At 63.1% G+C, this 13,226-nt stretch carries 16 protein-coding genes; 4 read left to right on the forward strand and 12 right to left on the reverse strand.

The features are described from left to right. Positions 1–113: 113 nt before the first annotated feature. From NKI58_RS29205 to NKI58_RS29245, 9 genes are all read right to left on the reverse strand, one after another. Positions 114–581: a cytochrome c-type biogenesis protein gene (locus NKI58_RS29205; RefSeq protein WP_352591930.1), complete on the reverse strand. Its 468-nt coding sequence runs from the start codon at positions 579–581 to the stop codon at positions 114–116. Then, positions 578–2,566 carry a heme lyase CcmF/NrfE family subunit gene (locus tag NKI58_RS29210; protein WP_352591927.1) on the reverse strand — a complete coding sequence of 663 codons (1,989 nt, stop codon included), beginning with the start codon at positions 2,564–2,566 and terminating at the stop codon, positions 578–580. The genes NKI58_RS29205 and NKI58_RS29210 overlap by 4 nt, the downstream gene beginning before the upstream one ends. Before the next feature lie 14 nt (positions 2,567–2,580). Beyond that, a complete protein-coding gene (gene ccmE, locus NKI58_RS29215) occupies positions 2,581–3,024 on the reverse strand; it encodes a cytochrome c maturation protein CcmE (protein ID WP_023677821.1) in 444 nt (147 codons plus the stop codon). 3 nt (positions 3,025–3,027) lie between these two features. After that, positions 3,028–4,164, reverse strand: coding sequence for a c-type cytochrome biogenesis protein CcmI (gene ccmI / locus NKI58_RS29220; RefSeq protein WP_352854108.1), 1,137 nt, complete (start codon positions 4,162–4,164; stop codon positions 3,028–3,030). Positions 4,165–4,386: 222 nt separating this feature from the next. Beyond that, positions 4,387–4,821, reverse strand: a complete 435-nt coding sequence (locus NKI58_RS29225; protein ID WP_352591921.1) for an RT0821/Lpp0805 family surface protein — start codon at positions 4,819–4,821, stop codon at positions 4,387–4,389. Between the two features lie 121 nt (positions 4,822–4,942). Continuing rightward, positions 4,943–6,370, reverse strand: coding sequence for an ATP-binding protein (locus NKI58_RS29230; protein ID WP_352454424.1), 1,428 nt, complete (start codon positions 6,368–6,370; stop codon positions 4,943–4,945). A gap of 10 nt (positions 6,371–6,380) precedes the next feature. Continuing rightward, positions 6,381–7,046: a response regulator transcription factor gene (locus tag NKI58_RS29235; RefSeq protein ID WP_023718390.1), complete on the reverse strand. Its 666-nt coding sequence runs from the start codon at positions 7,044–7,046 to the stop codon at positions 6,381–6,383. A 64-nt stretch (positions 7,047–7,110) separates the two neighbouring features. Beyond that, on the reverse strand, positions 7,111–7,410 hold the full coding sequence (locus NKI58_RS29240) for a hypothetical protein (protein ID WP_352785749.1): 300 nt from the start codon (positions 7,408–7,410) through the stop codon (positions 7,111–7,113). A gap of 373 nt (positions 7,411–7,783) precedes the next feature. Further along, a complete protein-coding gene (locus NKI58_RS29245; RefSeq protein ID WP_352785743.1) occupies positions 7,784–8,194 on the reverse strand; it encodes a DUF3168 domain-containing protein in 411 nt (136 codons plus the stop codon). A gap of 539 nt (positions 8,195–8,733) precedes the next feature. Here NKI58_RS29245 and NKI58_RS29250 point away from each other — a divergent pair. Beyond that, positions 8,734–8,925 carry a hypothetical protein gene (locus NKI58_RS29250; RefSeq protein ID WP_352530525.1) on the forward strand — a complete coding sequence of 64 codons (192 nt, stop codon included), beginning with the start codon at positions 8,734–8,736 and terminating at the stop codon, positions 8,923–8,925. A gap of 30 nt (positions 8,926–8,955) precedes the next feature. Here the strand turns inward: NKI58_RS29250 and NKI58_RS29255 are convergent, their stop codons facing one another. Continuing rightward, positions 8,956–9,222 carry a DUF1488 family protein gene (locus NKI58_RS29255; protein WP_352591915.1) on the reverse strand — a complete coding sequence of 89 codons (267 nt, stop codon included), beginning with the start codon at positions 9,220–9,222 and terminating at the stop codon, positions 8,956–8,958. Beyond that, positions 9,219–9,491: a hypothetical protein gene (locus NKI58_RS29260; RefSeq protein WP_352454325.1), complete on the reverse strand. Its 273-nt coding sequence runs from the start codon at positions 9,489–9,491 to the stop codon at positions 9,219–9,221. Before NKI58_RS29260 ends, NKI58_RS29255 begins: the two co-directional genes overlap by 4 nt. 244 nt (positions 9,492–9,735) lie before the next feature. Between NKI58_RS29260 and NKI58_RS29265 the strand changes: the two genes are divergently transcribed. The 3 genes from NKI58_RS29265 (at position 9,736) to NKI58_RS29275 (ending at position 12,036) form a co-directional block, all read left to right on the forward strand. After that, positions 9,736–10,074 carry a co-chaperone GroES gene (locus tag NKI58_RS29265; RefSeq protein ID WP_352591912.1) on the forward strand — a complete coding sequence of 113 codons (339 nt, stop codon included), beginning with the start codon at positions 9,736–9,738 and terminating at the stop codon, positions 10,072–10,074. Between the two features lie 99 nt (positions 10,075–10,173). Then, complete coding sequence (groL, locus tag NKI58_RS29270; RefSeq protein ID WP_352454323.1) at positions 10,174–11,793, forward strand: chaperonin GroEL; 1,620 nt, start codon at positions 10,174–10,176, stop codon at positions 11,791–11,793. Positions 11,794–11,874: 81 nt separating this feature from the next. Then, positions 11,875–12,036 carry a hypothetical protein gene (locus tag NKI58_RS29275; RefSeq protein WP_352454322.1) on the forward strand — a complete coding sequence of 54 codons (162 nt, stop codon included), beginning with the start codon at positions 11,875–11,877 and terminating at the stop codon, positions 12,034–12,036. Positions 12,037–12,080: 44 nt separating this feature from the next. Here NKI58_RS29275 and NKI58_RS29280 read toward each other — a convergent pair whose 3' ends face one another. Next, entirely contained in the window at positions 12,081–12,977 is an 897-nt protein-coding gene (locus NKI58_RS29280; RefSeq protein WP_352596311.1) for a LysR family transcriptional regulator, read from the reverse strand. Between the last annotated feature and the right edge of the window lie 249 nt (positions 12,978–13,226).

The following is a 13,226-nucleotide window of genomic DNA, read 5'->3' on the forward strand; positions in this document are numbered from 1 at the left end:
TCTCGTATCCTCTTTTCAAGGGACGCCCCTTGATTGGCATCCTCGACAAAGGAAATAGAGAGCCGCACATTACGGCGCCATTTCCGGTACATGAAACTTTCGTAATGTATCGATCAATCGCGGCGGAGCATCTTGTCCAGCGCCGCCTGTTCCTCGGCAGTTAATACAGCGGTCGCCGTCGAACGGCGCGAGCGGGCGGCCAGCAGGATGAATGTCCCGCCAACGAGCAGCAGAAGAACTGGCGTCCCCCAGAGCAAGACATTGCGCAGATTGAAGCGTGGCTTCAGCAGCACGAATTCGCCGTAGCGCGAAACGACATAGTCCATCACCTGCCGGTCGGTATCGCCGGCGACCAGGCGCTGGCGCACAAGGATGCGCAGGTCGCGGGCGAGGTCGGCATCAGACTCGTCGATCGACTGGTTCTGGCAGACCATGCAGCGCAAGCCTTCCGACAAAGCCCGCGCCCTTGCCTCGAGCGCCGGGTCGGCCAGCACCTCGTCGGGCTTGACCGCCTGCGCGACGCCAGCGAACAACAGCACCAGCAGCAGGACCAGCGAGGCCAGCGTGACCCTTTGCCTCATGACGAGCTCGCCGATGGCACCGCGCCCGCCGGCTTGCGGCGCGACGGCGCGCCGACGCGCAGGCGACGGTCAAGCAGCGACATCGCCGCGCCCGCCATCATCACCAGTCCGCCGCCCCAGATCAGCGTCACCAGCGGCTTCCACCACAGACGAACGACCACAGAGCCATCGCTGCCCTCGTCGCCAAGCGAAAGATAGAGCTGGCTGAAGCCGATCGTCCTGATGCCGGATTCGGTTGTGGTCATCTGGCGCACCGGATATGAGCGCTTGGCCGAGGTGATCTCGCCTGCGACGCTACCGTCGGCGCCAAGCAGGGCGAAGCGGCCGCGATCCTCACTGTAGTTAGGCCCCTGGGCCGGATAGAGCCCCTCGAAGCGCAGCTTGTGGCCGGACAGTTCGACGGTCTCGCCGGCATGCATCGCCAAGATTTTTTCGGTGCCGAAGCAAAGCGTGCCGACAATGCCGAGCGTTGTCAGCCCGAGGCCGAGATGCGCAAGCGCTGTGCCGAAGACCGAGCGCGGCAGGCCGGCGAAGCGCCTGAGCATGGTGGCGGGCGCGACGGTGCCGAAGCCGGATTTGACGGCGAGATCGGTGAGCGCGCCGCAGATCAGCCAGAAGGCAAGGCCGACACCGAGTGCCGCCAACACCGAAGCGCCATCGATGAACAGGGCCGTCACCAGCACGGCGAGCAGCGCCGCCGCGAAAGCCGCCATCAGGCGCTGGGCGACGGCGAAAATGTCGCCGCGCTTCCAGGCGAGGAGCGGCCCGAACGGCACGACGACCAGCAGCGGCACCATCAGCGGGCCGAATGTCAGGTTGAAGAACGGCGCGCCGACCGAAATCTTGTCGGCAGACAGGGCTTCGACGACGAGCGGGTAGAGCGTGCCGACCAGCACGGTGGCGGTGGCGGTGGTCAGGAACAGATTGTTCAGGACCAGCGCGCCTTCGCGCGAGATCGGGTGAAACAGGCCGCCGGCCGTCAGCCGGGAGGCGCGCAAGGCAAACAGCGCCAGCGAGCCGCCGATGAACAGCGTCAGGATGCAGAGGATGAACACGCCACGCGTCGGATCGGTGGCGAATGCGTGCACCGAGGTCAGCACGCCGGAACGCACCAGGAAGGTGCCGAGCAGCGACAGTGAGAAGGTCAGGATCGCCAGAAGCAGCGTCCAGATCTTCAGCGCCGAGCGCTTTTCCATGACGATCGCCGAATGCAGCAGCGCCGTGCCCGCCAGCCACGGCATGAAGGATGCGTTCTCGACCGGATCCCAGAACCAGAAGCCGCCCCAGCCGAGCTCGTAATAAGCCCAGTAGGAGCCCATGGCGATGCCGCCGGTGAGGAACATCCAGGCAACCAATGTCCACGGCCTTACCCAGCGCGCCCACGAAGCGTCAATGCGGCCCTCGATGAGGGCAGCGACAGAGAAGGAAAAGCAGATCGAGAAACCGACATAGCCGAGATAAAGCAGCGGCGGATGGATGGCGAGGCCGAGGTCCTGCAGGATCGGGTTGAGATCGCGGCCCTCGATAGGCGCCGGATTGAGCCTGACGAACGGGTTCGACGTCGTCAGGATGAACAGGAAGAAAGTGGCGCCGATCGCTCCCTGCACGGCAAGCACATTGGCCCGGAGCGTCGCCGGAAGATTGCCGCCGAAGACGGCGACGAGCGCGCCGAAGAAGGTCAGGATCAGCACCCAGAGCAGCATCGAACCTTCGTGATTGCCCCAGGTTCCGGTGATCTTGTAGATCAGCGGCTGCAGCGAATGCGAGTTCTCCCAGACGCTCTCAACCGAGAAGTCGGAGCCGGCGTAGGCGGTTGCCAGCGCCACGAAAGACAGCGCCGTCAAGGCAAAGCCGGTCAGCGCGGCCGGTGCGCCGACGGCCATCATCTTATGGTTGCCGGTGCGCGCACCGAACAGCGGCACCATCGTCTGCACCAGGGCCAGCGCAAACGCCAGGATCAGGGCGAAATGTCCGGTTTCAACCATTGTCACCGCACCCGCTAGTCACTCTTGCTCTCCTGCCATACGCCCTTGGCCTTGAGGCCGTCGGCCACTTCCTTGGGCATATAGGTCTCGTCATGCTTGGCCAGCACGCTGTCGGCGACAAAGATTCCGTCAGGGCCAAACGAGCCTTCGGTGATCACGCCCTGTCCTTCCCGGAAGAGGTCGGGAAGAATGCCGGTATAGGTGACCTTGACGTCCTTCTGGTTGTCGGTCACCGAAAAGGCGACGGTGGCGCCTTGGCTACGCTCGACCGTGCCTTTTTCGACGAGACCGCCGAGCCTGATGCGCTGGCCCGGCTGAAGGCTGGCGGTGGCCAGATCAGCCGGCATGTAGAAATAGGAGGCCTTCTGGCCAAGCGCATAGAAGGTCAGCCCCGTGGCAACACCGAGAAACCCTAGCCCCGCTGCGATCACCGACAGTCGTTTCTGCTTGCGCGTCATCGTCTACTCCGTCGCCGTCACGCCAAGCGAGGCGGCAAAGGCGGTGAATTTCCTGGCCTGGTCACTGTCCGCGCCAAAGACGGCGATACCGCGATTGAGCGCGTCACGCGCCTGATCTGTCTTGCCCAGCACGGCATAGGAACGAACGAGCTGCATCCACCCTTCCTCGTCGCGCGGATTTTGCCGAAGCCTTTCGTCGAGGCCGGCAACCATGGTGCTGATCATGGCTTGCCGGTCCTGCGGCGACATCGAGGAAGCAGCATCGATATCCTCGGCGGTCGGCCCTTTCGCGGGCGCCTCCGAAGCGACGCTGCGGGCGGCGGATTCGGCCAGCGCCTGCTCGACGGCGCCGCGCCACGGCGAGCCCTGCGGCAAGGCGGCAAGCATCTTTTGCCAGGCCGCCGTGGCTTCAGCTATGCGGCCTTCCTGTGCCATGCCCATGGCGAGATAGAACGAGGCCTTCGGATTGGCCGGATCGAGCTTCAACGCCGCCTCGAAAGCCGCCTGCGCTTCGGCGGAGACAATGCCGCCGGCCGCATTGGCGATCGCCTCGCCAAGACCCGCCTGGCGGGCGGCGCTGTCGCCGTCGAGGCGGATGGCGTTGCGATAGGCGGTCACCGCATCGGCGTATCGCTGCATACGCAGATAGACCGGCGCCAGCACGTCCCAGCCGCGGCCATCGGATGGGTTGGCCGCCAGGTGCGCCTCGGCGCGGGCTATCAGCTCGTCGACCGAGCTGTCGGCGGGGTTCTTGGCCAGGCGTTCGCTGAGCGGCTGCGACGGCAGGTCGGGTGAGCCGAGCTGGCCATAGAGGCCCCAGCTGACCAGCGGAACCAGCAGCACGGCCGCCGTCGCCACCAGCCTTGTCGACCGCGACGGCTGCGTCGTCGTCTCGTCGGCGTGGCCGGCATTGCTCAGGCGAAGGATGCGGCGGGCGATTTCGGCGCGTGCCTCTTCGGCCTCCATTGGCTGGATCAGGCCACGCGCCATATCGCGGTCAAGCTCGGCCAGCTGGTCGCGATAGACTTCAAGATCGTGATCGCCGGCAGCGGACGCGTTCTTCGATCCGCCGGCCAAGGGCAGCAGCACCGCCAGGCTTGCGCCCAGCGTCAGGATTGCGGCTACGACCCAGAACAGCATGGCTCTTCCAATAGAACGAGACCCTTGCCCTGCCAACACAAGCGTGCTGCGACGCTTTGGCGGGGCCGCTCCGATCGATAATGCATGTCGCGCAAAAGTGTGCAGCGGTTTTGCGATAACGACCATGCATCAAAACAAGAACCTAAAGCGCGTCGCATGAGGCCGGTCGAACGCGACGCGCTTTAGTGCCGGACCGGAATCGGCGGATCGACGGCCGGCCAGCTACGTCAGCGGCGTCCAGCTGCCGTCGGCATTGCGGCAGGCGGTTCCGCGCGCGGTGGCGCCGGCGGTGCCGGTAAACACCGTATGGGTGTATTGCCGGCAGTCCTGCGAGCCGACGCGATAGGGCTGGGCGGCGACCACTTCGCCGCGATGGGCCGAACCGTCGCTCTTCCAAGCCACTTTCTGGCCGCTCGCCGTGTATTCAAGCGCCTTGTATTCCGCCTCGAGCGCGCTGCGCTTCTCGGTCTCACTCAGGCCGGCGCCGATAGAGCCGCCGACGAGGCCGCCGCCCATGGCGGAGATGATCGTCGTCGCCACCTTGGCGCCGCTGGGGGGCGTCGCGGCCGGCGTCACCGTAACGGCCGGGCCCTTGTCGAGCGTTGTGCAGCCGGAGACGGCGAGCAGGGCGGAAACGAGCGCGACGCGAATCTTCATGCCAATACCGGCTTTCTTGAGCTGGACCGCCGCGCTGTCAGCAGCTGGTGCGGCCATAATGTCGATGTTTGTCGGAAATTTGGCCGCAGCCGGCCACCTGGAAAAGCAATCTGGAAAAGCATTACTGAAGGCTCCGCAATCGAACCATCGCCTTCAATCCACCCATGACGGATCGTTCCAGCGCCAGGGAGCCTCCATACTCGTTGACAAGGTCGGCGACAATGGCAAGTCCGAGCCCGCTGCCCGGTTTTGTCTCGTCGAGACGCCGGCCGCGCTGCAACACCTCGCGCGCCTTGTCGTCGGGAATGCCGGGGCCGTCATCCTCGATGCTGATCTCGAACAGGTTGGCTGCGCCTTCCGTGCCAGCGCCACCCTTGCTGGAGATTGGCTTGACCGAAACGGCGACCGCGCTCCTTGCCCATTTCATCGCATTGTCGAGCAGATTGCCGAGCAGCTCCTCCAGGTCCTCGCGTTCGCCGGCAAAGACGATGTCGGTGGCCGGCAGTGAGAGCGACAGCGCCGTCTGCGGGTTGAGCTTCTGCAGCACCCGAACCATGCGCTGGACCAGCGGCGCCACCGGCGTACGGTAGACGACGCTGTCGCGCTGCGCGGCGACGCGGGCACGTTGCAGATAATGGTCCACTTGCTTTTGCATGGAAGCGGCCTGCTCGGCGATCAGCTGGCCCTTGGCGCCACCCAGCGCCCGTCCCTCGTTGAGCAGCACGGCAAGCGGCGTCTTCAGCGAGTGAGCCAGGTTGCCGACCTGTGTGCGCGACCGCTCGACGATACGCCTGTTGTTTTCGATCAGCGCATTGGTCTCGTTGGCGAGCGGCTCGATCTCGGCCGGGAAACGGCCGTCTAGGCGCTGCGCGGTTCCTTCGCGCACCATGGCAAGCGCATTCCTGACCCGGCGCAGCGGCTGCAGACCGAGCAGGATGGCAATCGCATTGATGGCGATCATGCCGACGCCGAACAGCGACAGATAGGTCAAAAGGCGCCGCTGGAAGGTGGCGATTTCCTGCTCGAGCTCGGTCTGGTTGCCCATGACGCGGAAGCGCGCGGCGCGGTTTTTCGCATCGAGCACGAACTCGCTCTCGAACACCTCCAACTGCTCGCCTTCGATGCCGTCCGCTGAATAGCTGCGCTGGAAGCTGGCATTGAAGGGCACCTCGGCAACGCTTGGCGACGGGATCGCCTTGGTCATCGACGACGAATGGAGATCGCCGTGCACGCCTTCCGAGGCAGGCTCGACCGACCAGTACCAGCCGGAATTCGGTTCCGAGAACCTCAAATCACCAAGGTCGGGGGCGCCGGTCAATTGGCCGCTTTCAGAAACGCCGACCGAGCCGATCAGGTTGAACAGATGCGCCGAAAGCAGGCTGTCGAAACCGCGCTCGCTGGCCTGGCGATAGAGCGTGGTGATCAAGGTGAAGATGACGACCAGAGTGAGGATCGCCCAGACCGTGGAAAAGGCGATGACGCGAAACGCCACCGAACGCGGCCATGACCGCAGCGACGGCGTGTTCGAGACGGCGGGTTTTGTAGGCAGCGGTTCCGCGTTACGCCTCCGGCTTACGCATGCGGTAGCCCATGCCGCGAACAGTTTCGATCATGTCGATGCCCATCTTCTTGCGAAGCCGTCCCACAAAGACCTCGATCGTGTTGGAATCGCGGTCGAAATCCTGGTCGTAGAGATGCTCGACCAGCTCGGTCCGGGACACCACCTCGCCCATGTGGTGCATCAAATAGGCAAGCAAGCGGAATTCGTGCGAGGTCAGCTTCAGCGGCACGCCGTCGACGTCGGCCTTGGAGGCCTTGGTGTCGAGGCGCAGCGGCCCGCAGGTCAGTTCGGACGAAGCGTGCCCGGCAGCACGCCGGATCAAGGCCCGCACCCTGGCCAGGATTTCCTCGATGTGGAAGGGTTTGGTGACGTAGTCGTCGGCGCCGGCGTCGATACCGGCAACCTTGTCGCTCCAGCGGTCGCGTGCCGTCAGGATCAGCACCGGCATCTTGCGGCCGCCGCGCCGCCATCGCTCGACCACGCTGATGCCGTCCATCTGCGGCAGGCCGATGTCGAGCACCACGGCGTCGTAGGGCTCGGTGTCGCCGAGAAAGTGCCCTTCCTCGCCGTCGAAAGCGCGGTCGACGACATAGCCGGCATCGACCAGCGCGTCGCCGATCTGCCGGTTGAGATCCTTGTCATCTTCGACGACGAGTACGCGCATGCGGGAGGCCTGTTGAAGCTGGTCAGATATAGGCCGATTCCGGCAGACTGGGAAACGGCACGATTCAGTTCAGCGGAACGACGATCTCCGAGCGACGCGGACGCTGCCCTTCCTTGCCCGGAACGAGCACGACGATGATGCAGACCGGCTGGCCGCCGCGTGTCGACTGCGAGGCTTTGGCCAAGGTGCCGCCATTCTGCTCGGCCACCTGCTGGCCGATGGCGTAGCAGTCGGAGGCGGCGAGGACGACCGGCTGCGGCTGCTCGGGCACGACAACGGGGATCGCCATCGCTTGCGACGCAAGCAGACCGCCGGCTGACAGCGCCAGTGCCGCGGTCCGGAAGTGGGGGCGAAGGATGTTCATGGTCAGCGTTCTAACGCGCCGGTGCTGAACGTGATATGAACGGTGAACGCTCGAATGCATGCCCGCCACACCCCTGAAGCGCGAGATTACCGGATTGCCATTTCGCCGCCCGGCTCCGCGAAATCGCCAATGTTTAACCTAGCCCTCCAATCCTTCGCCGACAACCGACATCATCTGGCGGGCAGGACCATTTGGGAGGACGAAGCATCCGGCCCAAGGCAACCGATGGCAGTTCAGGCGAACCGAACCTGAAACAAAAAACCCGCCTCTGCGGCGGGTCGCTGGCGCCATCAGCACCATAGGGAAATTAGTAGCATAGCTGCCGGCACAAAGCAAGAACAAAATTGCCCGATTTGCAAAAAGTGCCCGGTGGTCAGCCCTCGTCCTTGATCACGGCGCGGAAGCGCAGCAGCCCGTGATGGGCCGAAAGGTCCTCGTCGTAGCGGGCTTCGGCGAATTCGAGCTTGAGGTAGGCGCGGCGATGTTCGCCGAGCGAGAGAGCCGCATCGCGCAGGCGGGTGCTAACAAGGTCCATGATGTCATTGGTTTCCTTGCTGGCCTCTGATTTCGACCAGACATGCAACGTCAGCAACTGTTCTGCGTCGTTCTCCATCCCCGTTGCCCAATCGTAGACGCTGGTGCGGCCGAAGGTCATGTGGGGGAACGCAACATTTTCCGGCGCATGGTCGAACAATCTTGCATCGCCCAGTGCCGCCGACAGGTGGGGATCGCCGTTCACTGCCTCGAATATGGCCCTCTGCAATTCGACGGCCGGCGCGGTCATCGTCTTTCCCTTCGCCCGTCGCCTCGACCTCCCGGCTGCGTAGCTGCGTTGCATGAAGGCATCCCGGCAAAGCGCGAATCAGCGCGTCTCATGCGGATTATGAACCTTCATGATCTCGGCAATAAGCCCTGCTCCTGCAACCCGCGACGTTTCGCATCACGGACGCCCTTTAGGGTGATGCCAACCCGCGAATTCATTTGGCATGCATGGAGTTTGAAAGAACGGTGCTATGAAGATGTCTGGTTTCCAAACATTCGAGGTCGGTTTCTGCGCGAGCCATCGCTGCTGCGGAAAGCTTGGGGTCAAGGCGCCGCCGGTCGCGATTGCGGCGCCGACTATGTCGATGACCATCAAGAGCTTGGTGAGCCGCACTCGGGAGATGCTCTCGGCGCACGGTAGCCTGGCCTTGAAACTGTCCGTCGTTTTGTGGACGGAGCTTGTCCTAGCGGCAGTATTCTTAATCGCCCAGGCCTGACCGAGATCGCCCAGGCCTCATCGAGCGACATTCATCGATCGGGCGGAAACCAAAGGACGCCAGGATGGCAAACCGCTACGCACTGCGCATGGAGCATCCCCACAGCTGGACCGTCTTCGACGTCTTCACCGGCCAGCCGGTCGAGCTCAAGCATCAGCTCATGGTCGGCATGAATACGCGCGATGCAGACGCGATGGTCGACCGGCTGAACAGTCGCGACGTCAAGCGGCGAGCCAAGGCGGATCGCAAGTCCTGAGCAACCGTCCTGTGAGCGATCTCGAAGGATCTAGCGAAAATCGGCTGCAGTCAGCACGTACATGCTCCTGCGGGTACGGGCATAGGCATTCCTGGCGACGTCATGAATTGAGCTGGAAGCCGTGTCGAAGGCCGCCAGATAGGTAGCTTCTGAAGCCGCCGTTCCCGGCTGCATCTTGGAAATGGCATCGGTTGCGACAGAGAAGGAAATCTGGAACATGCCGTCATGGCCAACGAAGCGAATGCGTTTGCTTGCCTCGTCGTAGCTGCGGCTGGGGTTGGGAAATGTCAGGCTCATGATTTGGCCTCCGTCGATGCAGATACGGCCTTCTTAACTGTCCGCGACGCCCGCTTCTTCTTTGGTGCGACCGGATTCAGAGCTTCCGCCGCGCGGTCCGCCTCTTCCTTGGCCAGTCGCAATTCCCTCAGCCTTGCCGTTTTGATGCTCCTCGCCTTGGCCTCCGAGAGATATTCGGCAGTTGCTTTGTTCCGCTCCGCCGTCTTCTTCTGATTTTCCATGAAGCGAGCCTGAGCTTTTTCCATGATGTTCTGATTGCCTTCGGCCATCGGTAAAATCTCCCTTGAAGCGAAAGTCATGAATGTGAACTTCATCGTAAAATAGGTGTTCAAAGACAGAAATTCAATTTCATTAATATTCCGCAAGACCCGAACACCAGGGCATGACTAGGCAAGATAATACGTTCAATATTTTATATGCCCTATGAATATTTTTTGGCACTCCTATCAATCGAGTGCCAAGGCGCCTATAGAGAGGGGGCGGCCGCCTAAGCCGGCCCCAGAAAGAGTCCCCATGAAATTCCGGCCACTCCACGATCGCGTCGTCATTCGGCGCGCCGAAAGCGACACCAAATCCAAGGGCGGCATCATCATCCCCGACAATGCCAAGGAAAAACCGCAGGAAGGCGAAGTGATCGCTGTCGGGCCGGGCGCGCGGGACGAAAGCGGCGCGCTGATCCCGCTCGACGTCAAGGCCGGCGACCTCATTCTGTTCGGCAAATGGTCCGGCACCGAGGTCAAGATAGACGGCGAGGACCTTCTGATCATGAAGGAGGCCGACATCATGGGCATCATCGAAAAAAGCGAGATGGGCATCATCGACAAGACCGTGGCTGCCAAGAAGGCCGCCTGATTGGAAGGCCGCGCGCCCTCCCGCGCGCGCAAAGGACGCTCCGAGCTTTGATTCAGGCGCTGCAAGCGTCTTGCCACGACAACCGAACTGGAAAAGATCATGTCTGCCAAGGAAATCAAATTCTCCACCGACGCGCGTGACCGCATGCTGCGCGGCGTCGAAATCCTCAACAACGCCGTCAAGGTGACGCTCGGCCCCAAGGGCCGCAACGTCATCATCGACAAGGCCTACGGCGCGCCGCGCATCACCAAGGACGGGGTGGCGGTGGCAAAGGAAATCGAGCTTTCCGACAAGTTCGAAAACATGGGCGCACAGATGGTGCGCGAAGTGGCCTCGAAAACCAACGACCTCGCCGGCGACGGCACCACCACCGCCACGGTGCTTGCCGCTTCCATCCTGCGCGAGGGCGCCAAATTCGTTGCCGCCGGCATGAACCCGATGGACCTCAAGCGCGGCATCGACCTTGCCGTCAGCGCCGTCGTCCAGGAAATCCAGGCGCGCGCCAAGAAGGTCAAGTCCTCAGGCGAGATCGCGCAGGTCGGCACCATTGCCGCCAATGGCGACACCAGCGTCGGCGCCATGATCGCCAAGGCGATGGACAAGGTCGGCAATGACGGCGTCATCACCGTCGAGGAGGCCAAGACCGCCGAAACCGAACTAGACGTCGTCGAAGGCATGCAGTTCGACCGCGGCTATCTCTCGCCCTATTTCGTCACCAATGCCGAGAAGATGCGCGCCGAGCTGGAAGACCCTTACGTCCTCATCCACGAAAAGAAGCTCGGAAATCTGCAGGCGCTGCTGCCCATCCTCGAAGCCGTGGTGCAAAGCGGCAGGCCGCTGTTGATCATCTCCGAGGACGTCGAGGGCGAAGCGTTGGCAACGCTGGTCGTCAACAAGCTGCGCGGCGGCCTCAAGGTAGCGGCCGTCAAGGCGCCTGGCTTCGGTGACCGGCGCAAGGCGATGCTGGAAGACATTGCCGTGCTCACCGCCGGACAGATGATTTCCGAGGATCTCGGCATCAAGCTGGAGAACATCACCATAGACATGCTCGGCCGCGCCAAGCGCGTGCTGATCGAGAAGGACACCACCACGATCATCGACGGCGCCGGCGAGAAGACCACCATCCAGGCGCGCGTCCAGCAGATCAAGGCGCAGATCGAGGAAACCACTTCCGACTATGACAAGGAGAAGCTGCAGGAACGTCTCGCCAAGCTGGCGGGCGGCGTTGCCGTCATCCGCGTCGGCGGCGCGACCGAATCCGAGGTCAAGGAAAAGAAGGACCGCATCGACGATGCGCTGAACGCCACGCGCGCGGCCGTCGAAGAAGGCATCGTTCCCGGCGGCGGCGTTGCGTTGCTGCGCGCCAAGGCTGTGCTGAACGGGCTGACCGGAGCCAATGCCGATGTGACGGCGGGCATTTCGATCGTGTCGAGAGCGCTCGAAGCGCCAATCCGGCAGATCGCCGAGAATTCCGGCGTCGAAGGTTCGATCGTCATCGGCAAGCTCGCCGACGGCAAGGACCACAATCAGGGCTTCGATGCCCAGAACGAGGTCTATGTCGACATGATCAAGGCCGGCATCGTCGACCCCGCGAAGGTGGTGCGGACGGCACTGCAGGACGCGGGCTCCATTGCGGCGCTCCTGATCACTGCGGAAGCCATGATCACCGACGTTTCGGCCAAGGACGCCGCTGCTTCGACCGGCGGCATGGGCTATTGACCAGCCGCTGCCCGAAACAAGCCTGAAAAGACAGCCGCCGGGGTTCTTCCCCGGCCGCGCCATCGGCAAGGAGATCGATCCATGATCGCATTCGTCCCGAAGCCAAAGGCAGCGGCGAAGACCAAAGTGGCCGAGGAAAGCCGCTTCGATCGCATTCGCAGGCTTGCCGACAAGCACAGGAAAGCCGACGCCGGCATGGTAGGCCGCGACCCGAAAAAGATCGCGGACAAGCGTCCCATGTGACGACTGCCAATCTTCGGCACCCACGCAAGCGCGGCACCAGACGCTTATCGCGTTTCGCCGCTGATCAGCGCGGCACGGTCCTTGATGATGGTAGAAACGAAGCGGATGACGGCGCGCACCGGCGCCTCCGCCCCGATTTCACGGCGATAGACGAGCGACACCGGATGACTGCCGAGAATGTCGGGGGCAAGGCGCACCATCCGCGGTTCAGCTTCGGCCAACATGCAGGGCATTACCGCCAGACCGGCGCCACTCAGAGCCGCCGCCAGCATTTCCGTCATTTCGGCAACGCGAAGGACAATTGTCGCGCCGGCGCCGTGCGCCTCAACCCATTTGGCGCCGGGGACGCCGGCAAGGCTTGCGTGAAATCCAATGATCTCGTGTCCGGCCAACTGGCGAGGGTCGATGGGCATTGGGTGACGGTCGAGATAGCGCTGGGACGCATAGATCGACCAGCCCGCAACACAAAGCTTCTGCGCGATCAAATCGTCTGCGGCGACGGTGCCGATCCTGACCGCAAGGTCGGCCTCGCCGTGCTGCAGGTCCACTGGCCTGCTGCCGCTCGTCAGTTCCAGGTTGATATCCGGGTGGGCCTTATGGAACCCGGCCATACGCTCGGCAAAAAGGGGGCTGAAGCCCGACGGCAGTGCCAGCCGAACGCTATTCTTGCCCGAACGCACAAGCGCCGTCAGTGCTTGCATGGTACGTTCAAGGTCATCGCCGAGCGGCAGCAATGTCTGGCCAAGCGGCGTGATCTCAATGCCTTGCCGCGTTCGCACGACAAGCGAAACCCCGAGTGCCGCCTCAAGAGCAGCCAGGCGCCGGCTGATCGTCGTGTGACGCACGCCGAGCACGCGCGCTGCTCCCGACAACGTTCCCGCGCGGGCGGCAGCGAGAAAGTAGCGCAGATCGTTCCAGTCCGGTTCGCCGGTCTTGATCACGAACCTAGTCTCTCATGTTCCCTGTCAAGGTTGAAGGCAAGAAGGCTCGCCTGCTTGGCAGGTTTGCGAAGCAGTCGGACCGGCTGAAGCTGCACAGGGCTGGGGGTGGAGCTCAGAGACGACGGTTGATCAGACTCTCATCCGCGGGTTGGGTACCGGCCTTGCGTATCTTCGTCTCGGGGCTGTCCTCGGTCTAGAGGGCGGGCGTCGGGCGCATCGGCTTGGCCACATAACTAGCGACGGGAGTTC

Origin of the sequence: Mesorhizobium sp. M0522 (assembly GCF_040321085.1) — a bacterium.
In the GTDB taxonomy this organism is placed as follows: Bacteria; Pseudomonadota; Alphaproteobacteria; order Rhizobiales; family Rhizobiaceae; genus Mesorhizobium.

Coding starts and splice junctions, on each gene's coding strand:
- NKI58_RS29275 (WP_352454322.1), top strand. CDS start 11,875: ATGATCGCATTCGTCCCGAAGCCAAAGGCAGCGGCGAAGACCAAAGTG.
- groL (WP_352454323.1), top strand. CDS start 10,174: ATGTCTGCCAAGGAAATCAAATTCTCCACCGACGCGCGTGACCGCATG.
- NKI58_RS29260 (WP_352454325.1), bottom strand. CDS start 9,491: ATGGCCGAAGGCAATCAGAACATCATGGAAAAAGCTCAGGCTCGCTTC.
- ccmE (WP_023677821.1), bottom strand. CDS start 3,024: ATGACGCGCAAGCAGAAACGACTGTCGGTGATCGCAGCGGGGCTAGGG.
- NKI58_RS29205 (WP_352591930.1), bottom strand. CDS start 581: ATGAGGCAAAGGGTCACGCTGGCCTCGCTGGTCCTGCTGCTGGTGCTG.
- ccmI (WP_352854108.1), bottom strand. CDS start 4,164: ATGCTGTTCTGGGTCGTAGCCGCAATCCTGACGCTGGGCGCAAGCCTG.
- NKI58_RS29240 (WP_352785749.1), bottom strand. CDS start 7,410: ATGAACATCCTTCGCCCCCACTTCCGGACCGCGGCACTGGCGCTGTCA.
- NKI58_RS29265 (WP_352591912.1), top strand. CDS start 9,736: ATGAAATTCCGGCCACTCCACGATCGCGTCGTCATTCGGCGCGCCGAA.
- NKI58_RS29210 (WP_352591927.1), bottom strand. CDS start 2,566: ATGGTTGAAACCGGACATTTCGCCCTGATCCTGGCGTTTGCGCTGGCC.
- NKI58_RS29235 (WP_023718390.1), bottom strand. CDS start 7,046: ATGCGCGTACTCGTCGTCGAAGATGACAAGGATCTCAACCGGCAGATC.
- NKI58_RS29255 (WP_352591915.1), bottom strand. CDS start 9,222: ATGAGCCTGACATTTCCCAACCCCAGCCGCAGCTACGACGAGGCAAGC.
- NKI58_RS29245 (WP_352785743.1), bottom strand. CDS start 8,194: ATGACCGCGCCGGCCGTCGAATTGCAGAGGGCCATATTCGAGGCAGTG.
- NKI58_RS29225 (WP_352591921.1), bottom strand. CDS start 4,821: ATGAAGATTCGCGTCGCGCTCGTTTCCGCCCTGCTCGCCGTCTCCGGC.
- NKI58_RS29250 (WP_352530525.1), top strand. CDS start 8,734: ATGGCAAACCGCTACGCACTGCGCATGGAGCATCCCCACAGCTGGACC.